The 18,180-nt window shown below is 62.0% G+C and carries 15 protein-coding genes and 5 pseudogenes; 2 read left to right on the forward strand and 18 right to left on the reverse strand.

Annotated elements, in window-relative coordinates:
• Positions 1-192: 192 nt before the first annotated feature.
• A pseudogene (locus OKW28_RS37280) lies at positions 193-351 on the forward strand (IS30 family transposase); the annotation flags it as partial.
• Here the strand turns inward: OKW28_RS37280 and tnpC are convergent.
• The 10 genes and pseudogenes from tnpC to OKW28_RS37330 form a co-directional block, all read right to left on the reverse strand.
• Positions 351-1,346: pseudogene (gene tnpC / locus OKW28_RS37285) on the reverse strand (IS66 family transposase); the annotation flags it as partial. The pseudogenes OKW28_RS37280 and tnpC sit on opposite strands and share 1 nt — an antisense overlap.
• A gap of 63 nt (positions 1,347-1,409) precedes the next feature.
• Positions 1,410-1,745, reverse strand: a complete 336-nt coding sequence (gene tnpB / locus OKW28_RS37290; protein WP_429452873.1) for an IS66 family insertion sequence element accessory protein TnpB — start codon at positions 1,743-1,745, stop codon at positions 1,410-1,412.
• Positions 1,742-2,137 carry a transposase gene (locus OKW28_RS37295; protein ID WP_429452875.1) on the reverse strand — a complete coding sequence of 132 codons (396 nt, stop codon included), beginning with the start codon at positions 2,135-2,137 and terminating at the stop codon, positions 1,742-1,744. The genes tnpB and OKW28_RS37295 overlap by 4 nt, the downstream gene beginning before the upstream one ends.
• 314 nt (positions 2,138-2,451) lie before the next feature.
• Positions 2,452-2,976: a plasmid pRiA4b ORF-3 family protein gene (locus tag OKW28_RS37300; RefSeq protein WP_429452877.1), complete on the reverse strand. Its 525-nt coding sequence runs from the start codon at positions 2,974-2,976 to the stop codon at positions 2,452-2,454.
• The gene (locus OKW28_RS37305) at positions 2,921-3,112 is read right to left on the reverse strand and encodes an IS1096 element passenger TnpR family protein (protein WP_429454587.1); all 192 of its coding nucleotides are present in this window, start codon (positions 3,110-3,112) and stop codon (positions 2,921-2,923) included. The genes OKW28_RS37300 and OKW28_RS37305 overlap by 56 nt, the downstream gene beginning before the upstream one ends.
• Positions 3,113-3,303: 191 nt before the next feature.
• Positions 3,304-3,563, reverse strand: a pseudogene (locus OKW28_RS37310) (transposase domain-containing protein); the annotation flags it as partial.
• A 671-nt stretch (positions 3,564-4,234) separates the two neighbouring features.
• Positions 4,235-4,405 (reverse strand): annotated as a pseudogene (locus OKW28_RS37315) (IS110 family transposase); the annotation flags it as partial.
• Between the two features lie 131 nt (positions 4,406-4,536).
• On the reverse strand, positions 4,537-4,824 hold the full coding sequence (locus OKW28_RS37320) for a hypothetical protein (protein WP_429452878.1): 288 nt from the start codon (positions 4,822-4,824) through the stop codon (positions 4,537-4,539).
• A gap of 202 nt (positions 4,825-5,026) precedes the next feature.
• Positions 5,027-6,502, reverse strand: coding sequence for a hypothetical protein (locus OKW28_RS37325; RefSeq protein WP_429452880.1), 1,476 nt, complete (start codon positions 6,500-6,502; stop codon positions 5,027-5,029).
• A 55-nt stretch (positions 6,503-6,557) separates the two neighbouring features.
• The gene (locus tag OKW28_RS37330; protein ID WP_429452882.1) at positions 6,558-6,941 is read right to left on the reverse strand and encodes a GtrA family protein; all 384 of its coding nucleotides are present in this window, start codon (positions 6,939-6,941) and stop codon (positions 6,558-6,560) included.
• Between the two features lie 88 nt (positions 6,942-7,029).
• Here OKW28_RS37330 and OKW28_RS37335 point away from each other — a divergent pair.
• A protein-coding gene (locus OKW28_RS37335) for an IS5 family transposase (RefSeq protein WP_429448108.1) occupies positions 7,030-7,796 on the forward strand; the annotation gives its coding sequence in 2 pieces (ribosomal slippage) (positions 7,030-7,348 and positions 7,348-7,796; 768 coding nt in all).
• Between the two features lie 44 nt (positions 7,797-7,840).
• Here the strand turns inward: OKW28_RS37335 and OKW28_RS37340 are convergent.
• From OKW28_RS37340 to OKW28_RS37375, 8 genes and pseudogenes are all read right to left on the reverse strand, one after another.
• Positions 7,841-8,581, reverse strand: coding sequence for an SDR family oxidoreductase (locus tag OKW28_RS37340; RefSeq protein WP_429452884.1), 741 nt, complete (start codon positions 8,579-8,581; stop codon positions 7,841-7,843).
• The gene (locus OKW28_RS37345) at positions 8,578-9,894 is read right to left on the reverse strand and encodes an FAD-binding oxidoreductase (protein ID WP_429452886.1); all 1,317 of its coding nucleotides are present in this window, start codon (positions 9,892-9,894) and stop codon (positions 8,578-8,580) included. The genes OKW28_RS37340 and OKW28_RS37345 overlap by 4 nt, the downstream gene beginning before the upstream one ends.
• A 2-nt stretch (positions 9,895-9,896) precedes the next feature.
• Positions 9,897-11,321 carry a UbiA family prenyltransferase gene (locus tag OKW28_RS37350; RefSeq protein ID WP_429452888.1) on the reverse strand — a complete coding sequence of 475 codons (1,425 nt, stop codon included), beginning with the start codon at positions 11,319-11,321 and terminating at the stop codon, positions 9,897-9,899.
• Between the two features lie 365 nt (positions 11,322-11,686).
• Entirely contained in the window at positions 11,687-12,820 is a 1,134-nt protein-coding gene (locus OKW28_RS37355) for a glycosyltransferase (protein WP_429452890.1), read from the reverse strand.
• The gene (locus tag OKW28_RS37360; protein WP_429452891.1) at positions 12,817-14,070 is read right to left on the reverse strand and encodes a glycosyltransferase; all 1,254 of its coding nucleotides are present in this window, start codon (positions 14,068-14,070) and stop codon (positions 12,817-12,819) included. Before OKW28_RS37360 ends, OKW28_RS37355 begins: the two co-directional genes overlap by 4 nt.
• A pseudogene (gene wecB / locus OKW28_RS37365) lies at positions 14,063-15,183 on the reverse strand (non-hydrolyzing UDP-N-acetylglucosamine 2-epimerase). Before wecB ends, OKW28_RS37360 begins: the two are co-directional and overlap by 8 nt.
• The gene (locus OKW28_RS37370) at positions 15,180-16,757 is read right to left on the reverse strand and encodes a polysaccharide deacetylase (RefSeq protein ID WP_429452893.1); all 1,578 of its coding nucleotides are present in this window, start codon (positions 16,755-16,757) and stop codon (positions 15,180-15,182) included. The pseudogene wecB and the gene OKW28_RS37370 overlap by 4 nt, the downstream one beginning before the upstream one ends.
• Positions 16,754-18,136, reverse strand: coding sequence for a phenylacetate--CoA ligase family protein (locus OKW28_RS37375; RefSeq protein ID WP_429452894.1), 1,383 nt, complete (start codon positions 18,134-18,136; stop codon positions 16,754-16,756). The genes OKW28_RS37370 and OKW28_RS37375 overlap by 4 nt, the downstream gene beginning before the upstream one ends.
• Positions 18,137-18,180: the final 44 nt, after the last annotated feature.

Below are 18,180 nucleotides of genomic sequence, written 5' to 3' on the forward strand. Positions count from 1 at the left end.
CCGGCGGTGGGCAACTCGCCAAGCGGCCGCATGGCGTTCTGCTTAACATACGCCGTCTCATAAATGAGCGACGAGCGATACTCTGCCCTCGAAAACAGCGGAGATCAGTCGGCTTATGTGCTCGTGCGTCTCGAATCGCACGCAGAAACGCAACTTCCCGCTGAAAAACCTTGACGGACCACCTCAGGGCGTGAAGGCACGGACCTTTCGGTCTACAGTCAGGACGAACTTGACGCTATCGCCGACAGTCTGAACAGCCGACCTCGTGCCACTCATGCCTTCCATTCGCCGTTCGAGGTCTTCGCCGCGACCCTTGCTTCAGCAAGTCAACCTCAAGGCTCTAAACATTAAACCCGCTGTTGCGCTTCACTCTTGAAACCGCCGGCGCTGTAATCATCACACACCAGCTTGCCACGCCATTCGCCAAGGAACGTGCGGGCATGTTCGCCGGCACGGCTATCTGCGAAGTCATACACCACCGCCTTCAGATCGGAGAACCGCGTGGTGCAGTACGCCCACAGGTAAGCCCGATGTGTTTTCCCCTTGCCGGGCGCCAACATCTGCACCGGCGTTTCGTCGGCGTGCAGCACCTCTTGCTGCAGGAGTTCTTCGCGAAGCGCGTCAGCCAGCGGCTGCAACCGTACACCGCATACGCCCACCCAGGCGCCCAGCGTCGATTGCGGGACGGCCAGACCTGCGCGAGCAAAGATGCGTTCCTGCCGGTACAGCGGCAGATGGTCGCCGTATTTGGCCACTAGCACCTGCGCTAGCAGCCCGGTGGTCGGGATACCTTTGTCGATCACGTGCGGCGGCACCGGTGCCTGCATCAAGGTTTCGCAGTTCCTGCAGGCCCACTGGCCCCGGATGTGCCGCTCGACCGTGAACACGCCCGGCATATAGTCCAGCTTCTCGCTGATGTCCTCGCCCACACGCACGCGCTGACAACCGCAAGGGCACGTCGTGTCTTCGGGTTCGTGATGAATGTCTGTGCGCGGCAGCTGCGGCGGTAGTGATGTGCGCTTCGGCTTCTGGCGCTGCTTGCCGGCGGGCGTGTCCGGCTGGAGCTGCTCAAGCTCGATTTCCAGCGCAGCCAGATCCGCATCGATCGCCTCGTCGAGCAGGCTCATCTGTTCAGTATCAAGTTGTTCGCTGCGCTTGCCGAACTGCAGGCGCTTGAGCACCGACAGTTCGTGCGTGAGCTGGTCAATACGCGTTTGCCGATACTGCAGCTCGCGCTCCTTCTCGCCAGCCTCACGGTCCTGCTCGGTGACCTGCACGATCAGTTGCGCGGCCAACGCGCGCAGCTGTTCCGGGCTCAGTGCATCGAGATCTGTGGGCAGGTCCATGCAGGTCAGTCTGCCAGAACCCGCGCCCCCACGGAATCACAACCGTTTACGTCCCGGCTCGTCTCATATCACCGTGATCGCATGATCGGGCGTCAGTGTTCGCCACGGCAAACCAGTGACCAGCGCGCGAAGCTGCTCCGCGTTGAGCGAAACCGCGACCGCATGCTCGCCATTCGTCCAGATGAATCGCCCCTTGTTCAGGCGCCGCATGGCCAGCCAGATTCCCAATCCGTCGTAGACCAGCACCTTCATGCGGGTCGAATGCCGATTGGCAAACAGATATGCGTGGTGCGGTCGCGCCGCACCGAACACCTTCACCACCCGAGCCAGGAGAGTCTCGGCGCCGGCGCGCATATCGACTGGCTCGGTCGCCAGCCAGATCGCATCGATGCGGATCAACGCAGCCACCCCTGCAGCCACGCCGCACAGTCACTTGCCGCTGACAACGGCCAGCGTACCGTCACCGTTGCTGCGCCCCGGCGCACCTCAATCTGAATTTCGCCTGCGCCGGCAGGGACCCCGGACGCTTCCAGTTGCAACGGCACAAACTCTGTGGACGGCGCACTCATCGATTTGCGGGCCGCTTCGGCTGCATCCCGCTCTTCCTGAGCTGCCACCCAGCTTCGCAACATGTTCGCATTCAGGCGGTAGTGCAGCGCGACCGCCGCAATCGATACGTTCGGCTGCATCGCCGCCCGGATCGCCTGTTCCTTGAACTCTTTGCTATGCCGTCGCCGGCGCGTCGGTTGCACAACCTCCGGAATCACCTCACTATCGTCCATCGTGTACATCTGTCCATTTCAAATTTAGATGGACACGATCCTCGCCTGCGTACCGGACGCCATCAAGATGCCTTCCCCGGTTGCTTACGAAACGAGCGCGTGCTGGTCACACGTAGAGACGTGAGGGCGCCGTACGTAGAGACGTGTGGGCGCCGTCTGCGGCGGCATTCGTTCCGGTCCCGCTGGAGACAAGGAACACGCGCCCGGCTGAGATCCGCGTCGAAGTGCGTCGCGCACGGCAGTCGATAACGGTTAGCTGGCCAACATCAGAAGCAGCACAGTTCGCCGCGTGGCTGCGTGAGTGGCTAGCATGATCGTAAGCCCTAGTTTAAGCACACAGGTCGATTGCCGAGCAGCGCGTGAACACAGAGGAATGCGCTACTTTTTACCCACCCGTTCCTCCCCATGCGGAGGAGCGCTGCGTTAGCTGCCCTGCGATCAAACAGTTCGGGGTCGAAGTCTTCGCCCGCCCAGGTTCTGTAGTCGTGTGCTTCGTCGCTGTCCGGTTCCTGGCTCAGGACACGCAGCATCTCGTCATATCCGTAGGTGCCACCGACATCTTCCGGCGGACACGCGCGTTGTCCCGCGAGGACCCACGCTTCGCTGTAGGGCTCCTGGTCAATGCGCGCAGCCTCTTCCACGTGGATGTCGTGATGCCGACCGTCACCGAAGTCATATCGATACAGGAATCGCGCTCCCTGGAAGATGAGTCTGTGCAGGCGTGCATTGCGATCGTCCGTCATTTCCGGGTCTTCAGCGAACAGATCGAGCATGTTGTCGTTGTGTAGAGCGTCAACTGCGCGCGACACTGTGAAGTCCGGCCGGACAAGATAATTGTCGGCGCCCATCGTTGTCCCCCATCGCGTATGTCCGCCCTTCAACCTCGAAATCATGCAGATGCGCATCGGTCCATGCGAAGGCCGCCTGGAGAATGTGGTGCAGCTTGCGCAGCGTGATATTCCGTCGACCCGGCTTCGCCGCCAGACGGGCGGATCTGCGCGTAAAGCGTGTAGAGGGTGTAGGACTTGGGCATTGAACTGATCAGAGAACTGAATGACAGGCAAACAGTCTCTCATTATTGCCGGCATGCCGGAGCGCATCGAACGGTAACGCAAGGCCATCGCGGCGCGGGCGATCCGGTGATGGCGCAGGACTGAACCGCAGCGCATATTGGATCAGCCGGCGTCGCCTGTCGCCGTCCGACGCTTCGCGAAGTTGAACGGCAGGAGATCGGTGATTTCGGCGTCGGGCGGACGCTGTGACAGTTCGATGAGCACATGCACGAGGTAGGCGTAAGGCTCGACGTCGCAGGCCCGACAGGTGAGCATCAAGCTATAGACCATTGCCCTTGCCTTTGCGCCGGCGACCGTGTCCGCGAACAACCATGAGGAGCGCCCCGTGCAGAATGGCTGACGTCGCGCTCAATGACGTTATGCCGACTTCCGGATTATGCCGCGTCAAGGGTACGGATGGCCTTCCTCATGCCCTTTTGTGATTGCCGAGTCTGCATAATGCGTATGACTTCTCAAGCTGGCTACGAGGCTGGCCGGGAGAGATCAAATGAAGGCGACACGCGCAGTCAGCGAATCCGGCGGGCTGCCGGCCCGTCACATTGATGCATTTCTGGATCGTCTACGGACGGCGCACTATTCCGAAGTAACGCTTCGCAAGAAACGAAGAGTCTTGTCTGCCTTCTCTCGGTGGATGAAGAGCAGAAACGTCCGCCTGATTGACCTTGATGAGTCGGTGACGGCTAGTTTCATCGAGCGCCTGACCGACGGTCCGAGAGCCCGAGTACAGTTCGAGCTCGCCGTGTTACGGTTGTTTCTTGCCTTTCTGCGTGACGCAGCGATCCTGCGCTCGCCGACATTGGCCAAGCAATCTGCGATCGGCCGTATCTACCGCCGGTACCTGGACTATCTGAGCAGGATCGCGGACTTGCGAACAACTCGGTGCTCGTCTGCCGGCCCTTCATTCGAGACTTCCTCAACAGTTAGGACACCGGCGACGGCCGTATATTGCCCGTACAGCGATTCAACTCGGCACCGATGCCGCGCACCCGACTTCCTCAACGGCAAACCGTGCATAATTCGGTGGGCGCCCATAATAGGTCCATTCCACCACGACGCCTGCCAGTTCGTCCTTCCACCCAGCGAGAAATGCCACGATTCTGGCCAGCTCGTTTGGCAGGCGTCTTTCCGCGACCACATGGTCGGCTTCGTCAATTACACTCACGACGCTGTTGTTCGAGTGCAGGTCGATGCCGCAATATTTCATTTTGGCCTCCTTTCCGGTAAGGTAGCCGGCGGACTTACTCTACCTCTGTCGTCCGTTCAGACGGCTAAGGGAGGCCTGCTAGATGATTTTCACCTCAGCCGCGAAACCTCCTAACCTGGTGCACGTTATAGTCATTGCGCGAGCAAGGTCGGTTTTGGCACGACGTCTCCCCGGCCCACTTCGATACTGGCCGAATCTACTACTAAGTTCGTGATCTGATGTTCGACCAGACAGCGGTGCAGACAGACGCCGTCACGCTTGGCTTCGCGCCGGACACCGGACGCCAGATGACAGTGCGCTTTGGCCTTTGCAATCGCCGTGAAAACTCCGGACTTATTGCCCGCGGCCACAGTGCAGCCGCTCGGTGCGCACACCCCATCACCCACCGAGAGCTTCCAGCTCCAGTTCGAAGACGACATAGCGATCCGGTAATGGTTGTATCCTGCCCGTGAAGAGCTGGGCGAGGCGCATTCGTTTGCGCACTCCTCTCAAAAGAAAGCGAGTGTCGGAATCCTCGTTTTTCTCCGGGAGACTTACTTCCGCGGCCCTTCCATAGAGACACGACCTGCCCGATCGACACGGACCGGGCAGATTGCGCCGCAGGTAACTCACCCCACCACTTCATTTCGCCGTGAACTGACCGGTACGGCCGCACGCCTCGGCCAACGTCGCAGTATTCGGCGCCTTCGAACGCTCCAGCAGTCGATAACCCTGAAAATTGAAATTCGGCGTCGGCGCATAGGCTCCCGACTTCTCAAGACAATCCGCCGTCGTCTCGAAAACCCAAAGCGGATCGTGCACGAGGATATAGTCAGGGAAGTAACGGGTCAGCCACGAATGCACGTCTTTATTCGCAATATAGTCGGCATTATAGGGATTCGTCAGGCCGAGAATGTCAATGATGTGACGGTTCGCATACCAGCCAACTGTTCCAATCTCCACCGCCGCAACGACTGACTGCTCGGGCGTATTCTGCGTGATCCATTCACCGATGTTTTTGTACCAATCTAAAGGACCGCGCGAAATATTCGACAGCTTCAGATTCTCTGCGCCAAACGCCACCGTCGCCACAAGCGTCGGAATTGCCACGAGCGTATAAAGGGCATTGCGCCTGACTCGGCGAATGGCAAAACTCAGAACCTGAAATGCGCCGATCGCCGAGAAAATCATCAGAAAATAAAAGAACGGTGCGTCGTACCAATGGTAATTCGGAATCAGCATGAACACGTAAAAGCAAGCGAGCAGCGCGAGACTGCAGACAAACAGTCGGGTATTAATCTCGCGACGCTTTGCCCATAGGCCGATTACCGTACCGACGATCATGAACGCGAGCAGTTTCAGGTTATCGTCGAAAAACCAGCCCTTCATATACCCCACGTTCAGGAACGGCAAACCCGTACCCCATAAGCCAGATCGTCCCTGACCGATCTTCGCGTTGCCGGTCGCCGGCAATGGCGCGCCGTAGTAAATGTAATTGAAAAGCAGATTTGCTGCGACGAATGCGACCGGCAAGATTGCGTACTTGAGCGGCGGCAGCTTCCGGTGCACATAAACATAGTGCGCGATGGTGATCGCCGCGAGAAAGACCCCTTCAGTACGCGTCAGCACAAGCAGCCCGATCGCCGCGCCAAAGAGATAATAGCGCTCATTTTTGTAGAACCAGATCGTCACTGCGTAAAGGAACAGAAACAGCATCGTCTCCATTCCGAACGTGGTGTAGAAGTAGTTGAACGACACGACGAAGAAAGCACAGAGCACACGCTCCCACGGATTGTCCGAGAACGTAATCGCACCGTAGATCGCCGCCGCACAAAGGAACACGAACGACAGGAAGATCGTGGTGTACTGCAGATTATGCGTGACAGCATTTGCCACGATAAGCAAGTACGAATACAGCGGTGACGTCAGCCCGTTAAAGCGATCGCCGGCGTTGTAAGTCAGCCCGTATCCGTTGAACAGATTGCGCAGATAACGCAGATAGATCAATGAATCGTCGAGCTGGTAATGGCGATTCTTCCACGAAAACCATGCCGCAATGGGAATGGTCGCGAGCAACAATATTGCATTCTGGAATGAAAATGTCTTGGTCTGAGCCATGGTGCGTTACACGGTCCAGTAATTGCAATGCCAAATTGGCGATCTGGTCGCAGTCTTAAGCGAATGTGAACTGCTTGTCAAGCTGATATTTGACGGCATATCCCAGCACGAGGCCGATGGCGCCCCCGGTAAGCCGTGCCGCCTCCGTGCCAAACAGCAGGCCCGCGCCAAATTCTGTGCTCCAGAAGACCACCGTCGTGCCGATACCCATCACGGAATAGAGGATGAAACTCCTGAGTCCATGTGCGAGATCGCGATGTTCGTATTTGAAGATCCAAATCTTGTCAAGGATGAACTTGACCGCAAGCCCAATCGCCGTTCCTACGAATACCGACAATGGCACGATGTAAAATGGCGGCGCCCCCAACAGGTAGAGCTTTTGCGCGCCAAGATTCGCACCAATTGATATGGCGGCGAACAGCGTATACAGAACGATCATCTTCGAACGGGCCATGGACGGGAAACTAGGGTCTGTTTACATTTGACGAAATGTGTTTACATCTTGTTTTTTGCAATTGCAAGACGGGATGATTCGCACGTTACTAAGCGACAAGGTATGGGAAAAGATCGAACCCATCCTGCCGGGCAAGGAAGGCGATCGGGGTCGCACGGCGGCCGACAATCGCTGGTTTGTCGAAGCGGTGCTGTGGATTGCCCGCACTGGCAGTCCATGGCGCGATCTTCCCTCGGAATTCGGCCGATGGCATACGGTGTACATGCGCTTCTCACGCTGGCGGCGAACAGGTGTCTGGCAACGGGTGGTGAATGCACTGGCAGGCGAGACGGAAATCGACCGCGTCCTGATCGATTCGACCGTCGTGCGAGCGCACCAGCATTCGGCCGGAGCCTCAAAAAAAGTGGGCCGCAAGCGCTCGGGCGTTCCCGGGGCGGATTGAGTACCAAACTGCATCTGGCCGTGGACTCGGCAGGTCGTCCGTTGCGACTGATCATCACTGAAGGACAGGTTGCCGACATCTCGTGCGCCGCAGAACTGGTCGAGCATCTGCGCACCGAAGCAGTCATCGCGGACAAGGGCTACGATTCCGATGCCTTCGTGAATCAGATTCGGGCCGCTCGTGCAAAGGCTGTCATTCCTCCGCGCTCGAATCGCAAGACAAAGCGCCGCTACAGTCGAGCGCTGTACCGCACACGCAACCTGGTCGAGCGTTTCTTCAACCGTATCAAGCATTTTCGCCGTGTCTCCACTCGGTATGACAAGCTCGCTGACAGCTATCTCGTGTTCGCGTCCCTTGCCTGCTCGTTCGGGCCGCTTTCAAATGTGAACACGGCCTAACACACTAACGAAATGGGAACGATCCGCGCAAAGTGCCGCCGGCGTCAAAGGGACAGCTTTTTGAAGAACCGTTCGGGAATCGATCGGATGATGAGCATAATGGCCCACCAGAACCACGGGGTGTAGATCACGTCCTTTCGACGCTCGACCGCGCGCACGATATCGTGCGCGACCCGATCCGGCGTAGCGACTAGGCGTCCAGGCAGAGGCATCCCCGCCGTCATTGGCGTCGCGACAAAGCCAGGCTTGATCGTCAGCACATGCGCGCCCGCCTTGAACAGGCGCGCCCTCAGGCCCTCGCAAAACGCGGAGAGCGCTGCTTTTGCACTGCCGTACAGATAGTTCGACTGGCGACCGCGATCGCCGGCCACCGACGAAATGACCGCGATCGTGCCGCGCCGCTGCTGCTCGATCACAGTGGCAAAACGCGTCAGCAACGCGATAATCGATACGGCATTGGTATTGAACTCGCGGACCGCGACGTCGGCATCGTTCTGACAGTCCTGCTGGTCAGGCAGCGTACCCGGCGCCACCAGCACGATGTCGAGCGCGCCGAACTCGGCCGAACAACGCTGCATCATGGCGGCATGTTCACCGAGCTGATCGATGTCCAACTGCTGACACAGCACGTCTTGCGCACCACGTGCCTTGAGGTCGTCGGCAACCTGCTGGAGGCGCTCCATGTTGCGCGCGACGAGAAAGAACCGCGCGCCCTGTTTAGCCCATTGCCGTGCACAGGCAATGGCGATCGCCGAAGTGGCGCCTACGATAACGATGTTTTTCATACTCGAGTGGTTCGTTCCCAAAAGCGTGACAGCAAAGCCGGATCACGCAGCGCTTCGACCTGTTCCCACTGCGGATAGGCAGCGCGAAAATCTTCGCCCGACATATGCGCGTCCTTGGCGGGATACAAACGGCCGCCGCTCTCGCGCACGATCGCATCCAGCCGGTCGAAAAGCTTGCGATTCGATTCCTCGCGCTGCGGGAAGTCGAGCGCGAGCGAGGTGCCTTCGAGCGGAAAAGACAGCAAGCCCGGCGATTTGATGGCGCCGCAGCGCTTCAGCACGGCAAGTATCGACCCCGTGCCGCTGCGGGCAATCGCGTCGAGAATGGCCCGCGTTGCCTCGCGCGCAACGGGTGCCGGCATCACGCATTGATACTGCTGGAAGCCCGAGCGGCCATAGATGCGATTCCATTCAAGCAGGCTGTCGAGCGGATAGAAGTACGAGTCGTAACTCACCGTCGAGCGAACCGCGTCCGCGCGTTGCCGCCTGTAGTACAACTCGTTGAAGGCGCGCAGGGTCAGCCGGTTGAAAACGGGGATCGGCGACGTGAACGGCACCGTACGCGTCTTGCGGCGTTCGACGTCGAGCCCCCCCTCGGAGGCGTGATCGCCGACCATGAAAATGCCTCTGCCCAACGCGGCATCACGGCTCTGACAATCCACCCACGCCACGCTGTACTCATGCAGTTCGTCGAGCCGTTCGGACAGCGCGAAGAACTCGTCGAGGTTGGCAAAGCGGATACTGGTCACGTCGAGCATGCTCGACCTGATCGGCATCAGCTGGATTTCAGCCCACGCGATCAGCCCCGTCATACCAAGGCCGCCGATCGTTGCGGTGAAGTACTCGGGGCGGAGGTCCGGCGTACATTCGAACTGCGTGCCGTCGCTTCGCAGCAAGGAGAAACGCCGCACATGCCGGCCAAACGTGCCGCGTACATGGTGATTCTTGCCGTGCACGTCGTTGGCGATCGCGCCGCCCAACGTCGCGTACTTCGTCCCCGGCGTCACGGGCAACATCCATCCACGCGGAATCGCCACGTCGAGAATCTGCTCGAGCGTCATGCCCGGTTCGGCGCGCAATACGCCGTTTTGCCAGTCGGCCAGAATCATCCGGTCCAGCGGCAGCGTCTGGACCACGTGCCCCGACGACGCGAGGCAACTGTCGCCGTAACTGCGCCCATTGCCGAAGGCAAGGGTCGTGCGCTGCGTGCCGCCGACACTTCGCCATACCGCCGCGGCCGTATCACGCCAGGCGATCGGATGGGCCTCTTGCAGCGCGTACGGATAGCGCCCCCAGGACTGGACTTTGGACATGGCTAGATCGCCATCCAGAACACGGCACCGCATAGGGCCATGATCAGCCAGCTGCTCCGGTCTTTTGCCGCGAATATGATCGGGTCGTCATGCATGGAGCCGCGATGCGCGATGATCCACGTGCGGCTCACCCAGTAAAGCAGCAGAGGACAGGCCACCCAGATGTACTGTGGATGCCGATAGAGGCTCGCCGTATTGCCGTCCTGAATATAAAGCGCGAGAACCAGCACGGACAGATAGCCCGAGGCCGCGCCTAGTGACGAAATCAACGGCAGATCGCTCGCGACATAGCCGCGGCCGCGTGACTTCACGAGGCCGCGCTCCTTCAACGCGTGCAGTTCCGCATACCGCTTGACGAGCGCGAGGCTGAGAAAAATGAACATCGAAAACGCGAGCAGCCAGAACGTGAGCCGCGCATCGATCGCGGCGCTTCCGGCGATGATCCGTGTCGTATAGAGCAAGGCCAGCACCACCACGTCCATCATGACTCGCCGCTTCAGATAGAACGAATAGGCCAGCGTGAGTACGTAATATCCAAGCAAAACCAGCGCGAACTTATGAGGCAGGCAGAACCACGCGATCGCGCCGCCCACGACCAGCAGAACGGGACAGAGCGCCGCGCCCCACACCAGCGGCAACGCGCCCGAAGCAAGCGGGCGTTTGCGCTTGGTCGGATGATGCCGGTCGTCCTCGAGATCGAGCAGATCGTTCAGCAGGTAGACGCTCGACGCACAGACACCGAAGGCAAAAAAAGCGAGGAGCGCGGCAATGACCAGCGCGGCGTCCGACAGTTGATGCGCCGCGAGCAGCGGAACGAAAATCAGCAGATTCTTCAGCCACTGATGCAGTCGCAACGACTTCGCCCACGTTCTCGGCCACGCGGAGCGTTGGTCGATGACGCGCTCGACGTTGCCCTGCTTGCGGGCCGCGCGCTCTACGCCGCTCGACGGATTGATCACATAAGCATGCTCGGCCGCGGCCCAGACTGCGACATCGTCGTGCGAATTGCCCGCGTAGTCGAAGCCTTTCTCGCCGAACTCGGCCACGAGCCTGTCGCGCTTGCGATGCGCGGACAGATTGATGTCGCTATGCGTGGCGAAGGTTTTGTCGAATAGCCCAAGATGATCGGCAATCGCCTTCGCGTAGCGTTCATGGCTAGCGGTCGCCAGCACGAGCGACCGCCCGGCGGCCCGTTCTTCCTTCAGCCACTCGATGACCGTGGCGTCGTAGGGCAGGACGGTGACGTCGATATCGGTCGCTTCGGCCAAGCGGGCTTTGAGGCCGGCTTTGCCCCCGCGCAGGAGCCACAGAAGCGGCTCGTAGAACCGATGGGGAGCGGATCGGGTGAAAGCAAATCCGCATTCAATCAGGACGTCCGAGCGAATGAGAGTTCCATCAAGATCGACGACGAGTGGTTTGCTGCTCATTCAGTGAACCGCCGCAGGGCAGAAAAGAGTGTGGAAGGCACATGCGATGCCGTAGAAATTCGTTCTGGCGCGGTAGCGGTTCAAGTCGAACCACGAGGATCAGAATCCGGACCGCGTAAAGCGGCATCACGCTACCATCTCGCGCCCTCCCCTACAATCGCTTCCAATTTATTTGTCAACTTATTGCCGACTGATTTAACAACCATGAGCCCGCAATATTCGTAACGAAGCAGAATAATCAGTGTACCGGGCTCGACCGCGCAGATAAGACCCACATCTCGCATATAGGCCGAATTTGCGCAAACAAAGGTGAATTAAACACTTTCGCAAGCTTTTCGGCGATATAGAGAGAAAGAAATAACGACTCAGGAAAACAATACGTGTTCATACAGCGATTTATATGCGTTTCCCAACGCTGCCCCAGAAAATAGCCGCTCATATCGCTGCCGCGCCGCCGCTCCCATGCCGCGCGCCAGTGCTTCATCCAGCGTCAGCCGGTTAATCGCGGCGATCAGCGGTTCGGGCGCCTCGGGCGGCACGACAAACCCCGTCACCCCATCCTCGTTGACGAACGACGTCCCGGACCCCACCTCGCAGCACACCATCGGTTTGCCGAACATCGCGGCTTCGACCAGCACCATCCCGAACGCTTCGGAGCGCAAATGCGAGGGCAGCACCATCGCGCGACAGCCCTCGAGCAGCGCAACCTTTTCCTCATGCGTGACCTGCCCGGCAAACACGACGTTGGTCGCGCCATGCTGCCGCGCCAAGGCGGCGAGCCGCTCGCGCTCCGGCCCCGAGCCAGCGATGACGATTTTCGCCTGCACATGCCGGGCGGCCTCGACGAGCGTATGCAGTCCCTTGTAGTAGCGCAACACGCCGAGCGCCAGAAAATACGGTTCGCCCGGCGCCAGGCCGAGCCGGCTCTCGAGCTTGCGCCGCGCGTCGAGCGGCTGCGGCTCGTCGCGATAGTCGATGATGCCGAGCGGAATCGTCTTCAAACGCTCCTTCGACACGCACGCGGCAAGCGTCTCACTGGTCCGCGCATAGGCCGCCGACGTCGCGACCACCGCGGACATGCTGCGCAGCGTGCGCCGCATCAGCGGCCCATAGACGGCGCCGAGCAGCTTCTGCCGCACGATGTCGGAGTGGTAAGTCATCACCGTCGGTTTGCTGGTGCGTCCGAGCAGATGCAATACGTCGGCGAACGGCCACGGAAAGTGGAAATGCACGACGTCGGCCCAGTCGGCCAGCTCGCGATACCTGATCACCGAGCACGGCCCGCCGAGATCGCACGATGCCGGCGCCGCCCACGATTTCTCGCGGATCACCTGCCCTTCCGGGCGTTCGACGACGGTCGGCGTCGGGCTCGGCGACAGCGTCAGAATGCGCGGTTCGACGCCGCGCTCGCGCGTCGATAGCGCAATCTGGCGGATCGCTTCCTGCAGGCCGCCGGGCGGGTCCGGAAAGTACGTGCGGTACACATGAACGACCCTCACGTGCGCACCTCCGCGCCGTGTGGCCGCGCGCTGCTGCCGCCCGCCTGCGGGAAGTGGAAGGTGATCGCCAGCATCTTGTCCAGCCGCGCTTCCCACGTGTTCTCGCAAACCGTCGCGCGCGCTTCCTCCGCGCTCAGCTTGCCGCGTGCAAGCTGCTTCTCGATCGCCGCGATGAACGCGTCGGCATCGCCGCCCACTTCGAGCCCCGCGCGCGGTTCCTTCGCGAAATCGAGCGGCGTCGATACGACCGGCAGACCGGCCGCGAGATATTCGTAGAACTTCATCGGAAACATCGAGTGCGTGTATTCGTTGATCAGCGTCGGCAACACACCGACCCGCATGCCGCGCAAATACTGCGGCAGCACGCGATACGGCCGGTAGCCGAGCAGATGCACGTTCGGCAGACGCTTGAGCTGCGCGAGCAGGTCGCTGCGCTGCCCTTCGCGCTCCTCGCCGATGATCACCCATTGCCACTGCGGCCGCGCCTGCGCGGTTTGCAGCAGCAACGGCAGATCGACCTTGAAGTCCGACAGCACGCCGTGATACACGAGCCGCGGCTCGTCGATCGCGGCGAGCTCGGCGGGCAGCGGGCCGTCCGCGCGCGCCGCGCCGAAGTGCGCTTCATCGACGACGTTGCCGAAGAAATGCGTATTGCGGTTAAACGGCAGGCACACGTCCTTGAGCGACTGCGCAGTCGTGAATACCGCCTCGCAGCGCCCGAGCAGGTCCTGCTGGGCATTGCGGAACGCGTCGACGTCGACGCCCGGAATCGCCGCGATATCGTCGACGCAGTGGTAGACCAGAGGCCCGCGCGGCAGCGTCGCGATCGCATCGAGCATGTACGGGTGGTACGTCCACACGACCGGCTTGACGTAGCGATGCGACCTCGCGAAGCGGTTCACCGAAAAACGCAGCATCGCCTGATTCAGCGAGCGCACGAACGGCAGATGATGCCCGGCCGGCACCATCAGCGGCGACAGCACCCAGATGTTGTCGGCGCGGCGCGGCGGGCCGAGCACGAGCGACTGCACGCCGCGCCACAGGCGTCGCCACAGGCGCGACCAGTCGCGGCCGCTGGCCACTTTCGGCGAGCGGAAGCCAACGCTTTCCACATACAGAATCCGCCAGCCGCGCGCGGCGAGGATGCTCGCCGTGTGCTGCTTGTTGGTCCAGTACGGCTCGTCCCAGTCGGCGGTCGAAAACAGCACGCAGTCTTGCGGGGCAAGCACGGGGTTCTTGCCGTCAGCCAACGAACACCTCGACCGGTCGGCCGCGCAGGCTGTCGACGATGCGTCGTGAGGCCAGTCCGTCGCCGTACGGATTCGCGCGATCGCGCAGCGCCGCGCGCCGCGCGGGATCGTCGAGCCAGCCGATCACCGCGCTTTCGATGCTCGCCGCGCTCTGGCCCGCGAGCGTCGCGAAACCGGCGTCGACGCCTTCGCGGCGCTCGGTGTGATTGCGCATCACGACGACCGGCACGCCGAAGGTCGGCGCTTCTTCCTGGATGCCGCCCGAATCGCTGACCACGACGGCGCTGCCGCTGATCAGATAAAGGCTCGTCGGATAGTCGACCGGCTCGATCAGCGCGAGGTTCGGGATGCCATCGAGCTCGCGATGCACGGGCTCGCGCACGGCCGGGTTCAGATGCACGGGGAACACCCAGCGGTAATCGCTATAGCGCTGACACAGATCGCGCAGCACGCGGCAGATGTCCTGCAGCACGTCACCGAAGTTCTCGCGCCGATGGCACGTGACGAGCACGTGCTGTTGCGCGCCGTGCCATGCGGGCAGCGGGCTCGCCGGCGGCGTGACGCTCCAGCTCGCGCGCACTTCGTCGATCGCATCGACGACCGTGTTGCCGGTCACGACGATCTTCTCTGGCGCGACGCCTTCGCTGAGCAGGCTGTCGCGCGCGCGCGCGAGGTCGGCGCGAAATGCAGCGTCGCGATGCGGCCGAGCAGGTTGCGGTTCGCTTCCTCGGGAAACGGACTCGCCAGATCGCCGGTGCGCAGCCCCGCCTCGACGTGACCGACGCGGATGCCGCGCTGGAACGCCGCGAAGCCCGCGCAGAACGCGGTCGTCGTGTCGCCCTGCACGATCACCCAATCGGGACGTGTTTCGTCGAGCGCGCGATCGAGCGCGGCGATCAGGCGCGACGCGAGCGCGTTCAGCGATTGACCCGGGTGCATCGTTTCGAGCGTGATGTCCGGTTCGATGCCGAAGAATTCGAGCGCCTGCGCGGCCATGTCCCTGTGCTGCCCGCTCGCGCAGACGATCGTGTCGAACTCGCTGCGCAGCGCTCGCACGAGCGGTGCGAGCTTGATGACCTCGGGCCGCGTGCCCATCACCACCATGACTTTCATTGCAGTGCTTTCCCCGCCTCGACCTTGGTATGAGCGCCCCGGAACTCGACGCCGAGCGCGAGCGGCGTCGTGTCGGTGAAGGGCGTGACGACGCGAAAGATGCCGTCTTGTTCGACGATCTGCGCGAGCGAGCGCAAGCGCAGGAAATCGAGCGCGGCTTCCTCGTGCAGGAACAGCGGCCGTTGGGCCTTGCCGCGCATGTAGGCGATCAACTGCTCGTGCGCGTCGATGCGCGCCGCCTCGTCGGTCCAGCCGTACGCGTAGCGCTCGGAGAACGGATGGTCGAGATAGCCGAACAGCGTGTTGGTCGCGTACGCGGTGTCGAAGGCCTGCTTGAAGATCGCGAGCGGATCGCCCTCTTTCAGCATGCAGTCGCCGTGCAGCATGCACTGTTGGCTGTGACCGACGAAGCCCGCCGGCAAACCGGCCAACGCGCCGCCGCGTGCGCTCAGAAACTCCGGATCGTTGCGGATGATGCCGCCGATGCAGCCCGCGTAGCCCGCGTCGATCAGGCCGCGCATCGCGTACGGCGGCGACTGGTGAAACGGCGACACCGCGTAGCGCACCGGCACGCCGGTCGCGCGTTCGAGCAGTTCGGCCGATTGCACGCCTTCCGCGATCGCGGTGTCGTAGCTGCCGCCCCAGTTCGGCGAGTGCGTCGCCGTGTGCGACAGCACCGCGCCCTGCTGCCGGTCGGCAAGCAGTTCGCGCAGGATGTCGTGCTGGCCGCCGCGTTGCAGGTTCTGCGTATGCACGGCGAGCGTGAACGGCACGCCGAGACGCCGGTACGCGTGCCACAACGGGCGCGCCGATTCGACGTCCTCGTCGCAATCGAGCCGCGACGTGATCGCCGCGTCGTAACCCCACGGGAGTTCGCTCAGCACCGGCTGACACGGCAGCGCATCGGCCCGGTAGCCCGACAGAAACTGCTCGACGAGGCGCCATTCGAACGAATCGCACGGGCCGACCGGCCGGTTGAACCACAGCACGGCCGATGCACCCGCATCCCACAGCGCCGCGTACGCGAACTGTCGCTCGCCGTTCACGACGACCGCGGCCAGCTCCGCTTCGGCCGCAACTTCGGGCGCCTCCGCGAGCGCCCAGATCGAGCCGTCGGCGCGAATCGCGCCGTAGCCGAGGTTGTTCCATTCGTCGGTGAAATCGAAGCGCTCGAACGGGCGATGCCATGGCGCGCCGCCGAGTGTCTGCGCGAGCGCGCCGTAGCGCACCGCCGCCGCGCTTTCGCGCGACTCGCCCGAAGGCGCCGTTGCACTGCGGCTCGCTTGCGAGAGGTCGGCGGGTAACGCCGCGGGCCGATAACGCAGATAGTCCGCGAGCGCGATCGGCATATGGCCGAACACGATCAGCTTGCGCGGCCACGCCTGCACGAACGCGATCAGGTCGGCGCTCCACGCATCGGGCGCGTCGACCGCGACCACGACGTCGGGCGCGATCTCGCGCAGCATGTTGCGCGCGATCGCCTGGGCCTGGGTCGCGCTGACCGAGCGCCGCAGCGCCGCCAGCACGTATTGGCCGGCGTCGGCGCGCGCATCGGGATACGCGACGCCGATCATGCGCTCACCACGTGTCGGAATTTGGCGCGACTGCCCACGCGCACGAAATCGTCGTGACCGACGTAGGCGATCGTGAACGCGTCCTGCCAGAAGTGGCGCAGCTTCGCAGTGGTGTCCTCCGCGTTCGCGTGCGGTTCGAGCACGATACGCAAAGTGGGCGGCGTCGTGCGCAGATCGATCTGGAATTCCTGGATGCCGCCGACGCGGTGATCGAGCATGTCCTGGATGTGGTGCGTCGGATGCGCGACGCCGTTGATCGGCACGACGTCGTGAATCCGGCCGACCACGTCGGTCAGGAAGAAGCCCTTCTCCGTCTCCTGCACGCGCGCGAGGTCGCCGGTCGTGTAGCGGATCAACGGCATCAGCCGGTTGCGGAACCCGGTGAACACGAGCTCGTGCGCGCCGTCGGGGTTGTCCGGCTCGACGCGGCTTTCCGGCCAGCCTTCCGATTCGAGGATCTGGAAGCCGCCTTCGTGACCGTCGAGCTCATAGGCCATCACACCGAGCTCGGCGAGGCCGTAGCGGTCGATCACGCGGCAGCGCAACGCCTTCGCGATCATCTCGCGCGCATGCGGCTCGAGCAGCTCGCCGCTCGACTCGAACACCTGGAACGCGTTGCCGCCGCCGTACTTGCGCTCGACATAGCAGGCGAGCGCGTACATCGTCGACGGATGCGAGTGCGCGAGATACGGGCGGCGGCGCTTCAGCGTGCGCCACATTTCCTCGAGGCCGTGATCGTCGATGCGGTCGAAGAAGACATTGCTGCGATTCATTGCGAAGCATTTGAAGTCTTCGCGCGACGGCCACTCGGGCACGACCTGATCCGGGAAACGGCAGGCGAAGTGCAACTCCGAGCGATGGCGCAGCTTGCCGATCCGCTCGCGGCAATAGTTGGTGACCGCCGACGAATAATCGGCGCCTTCCTGGTCGTAGTAAATCGTCGTGGAGAGGCCGGTCGAGCCGCCGGTCTTGCACGCGTGGTGCTTGCCAGCCTCGAGCGGTCCCGACAGGAGACCCGGACCCTGCTCGCGGATGATGTCCTTGGTCAGATACGGCAGTTCTTCGAGGTAGCGCGGGTCGTTCCTGACCTTGGCGGGATCGAACTGCTTCGCCTGGAACAGGTCGCGATAGTAAGGCACCTTCGCGCCGGCGAATTCGAGCGTGGCGACGAGCCGTTCGAGCGCGATGCGGCGGCGATGCGGCATCGGCAGCGAATAGTGCTCGCGCAGCTCGCGGATTTTCGGGCGCACGTTGCGCTTTTCGGCGTTCTCCGCAATCGGATACGCGATATAGCCGCCCGCGAAACCCTTCAGCGTGCGAAACGGCTGACGCACCAGCAGGGATTCGGAGTAGCGCAGAAACGGGTGATTAGCTCGCATCAAATTCGAACCTTGTTACGCCTCGGGATTGGCCACGAGGGTGT

The sequence above is a fragment of the Paraburkholderia sp. 40 genome, from assembly GCF_050434105.1.
Lineage (GTDB): Bacteria > Pseudomonadota > Gammaproteobacteria > Burkholderiales > Burkholderiaceae > Paraburkholderia > Paraburkholderia tuberum.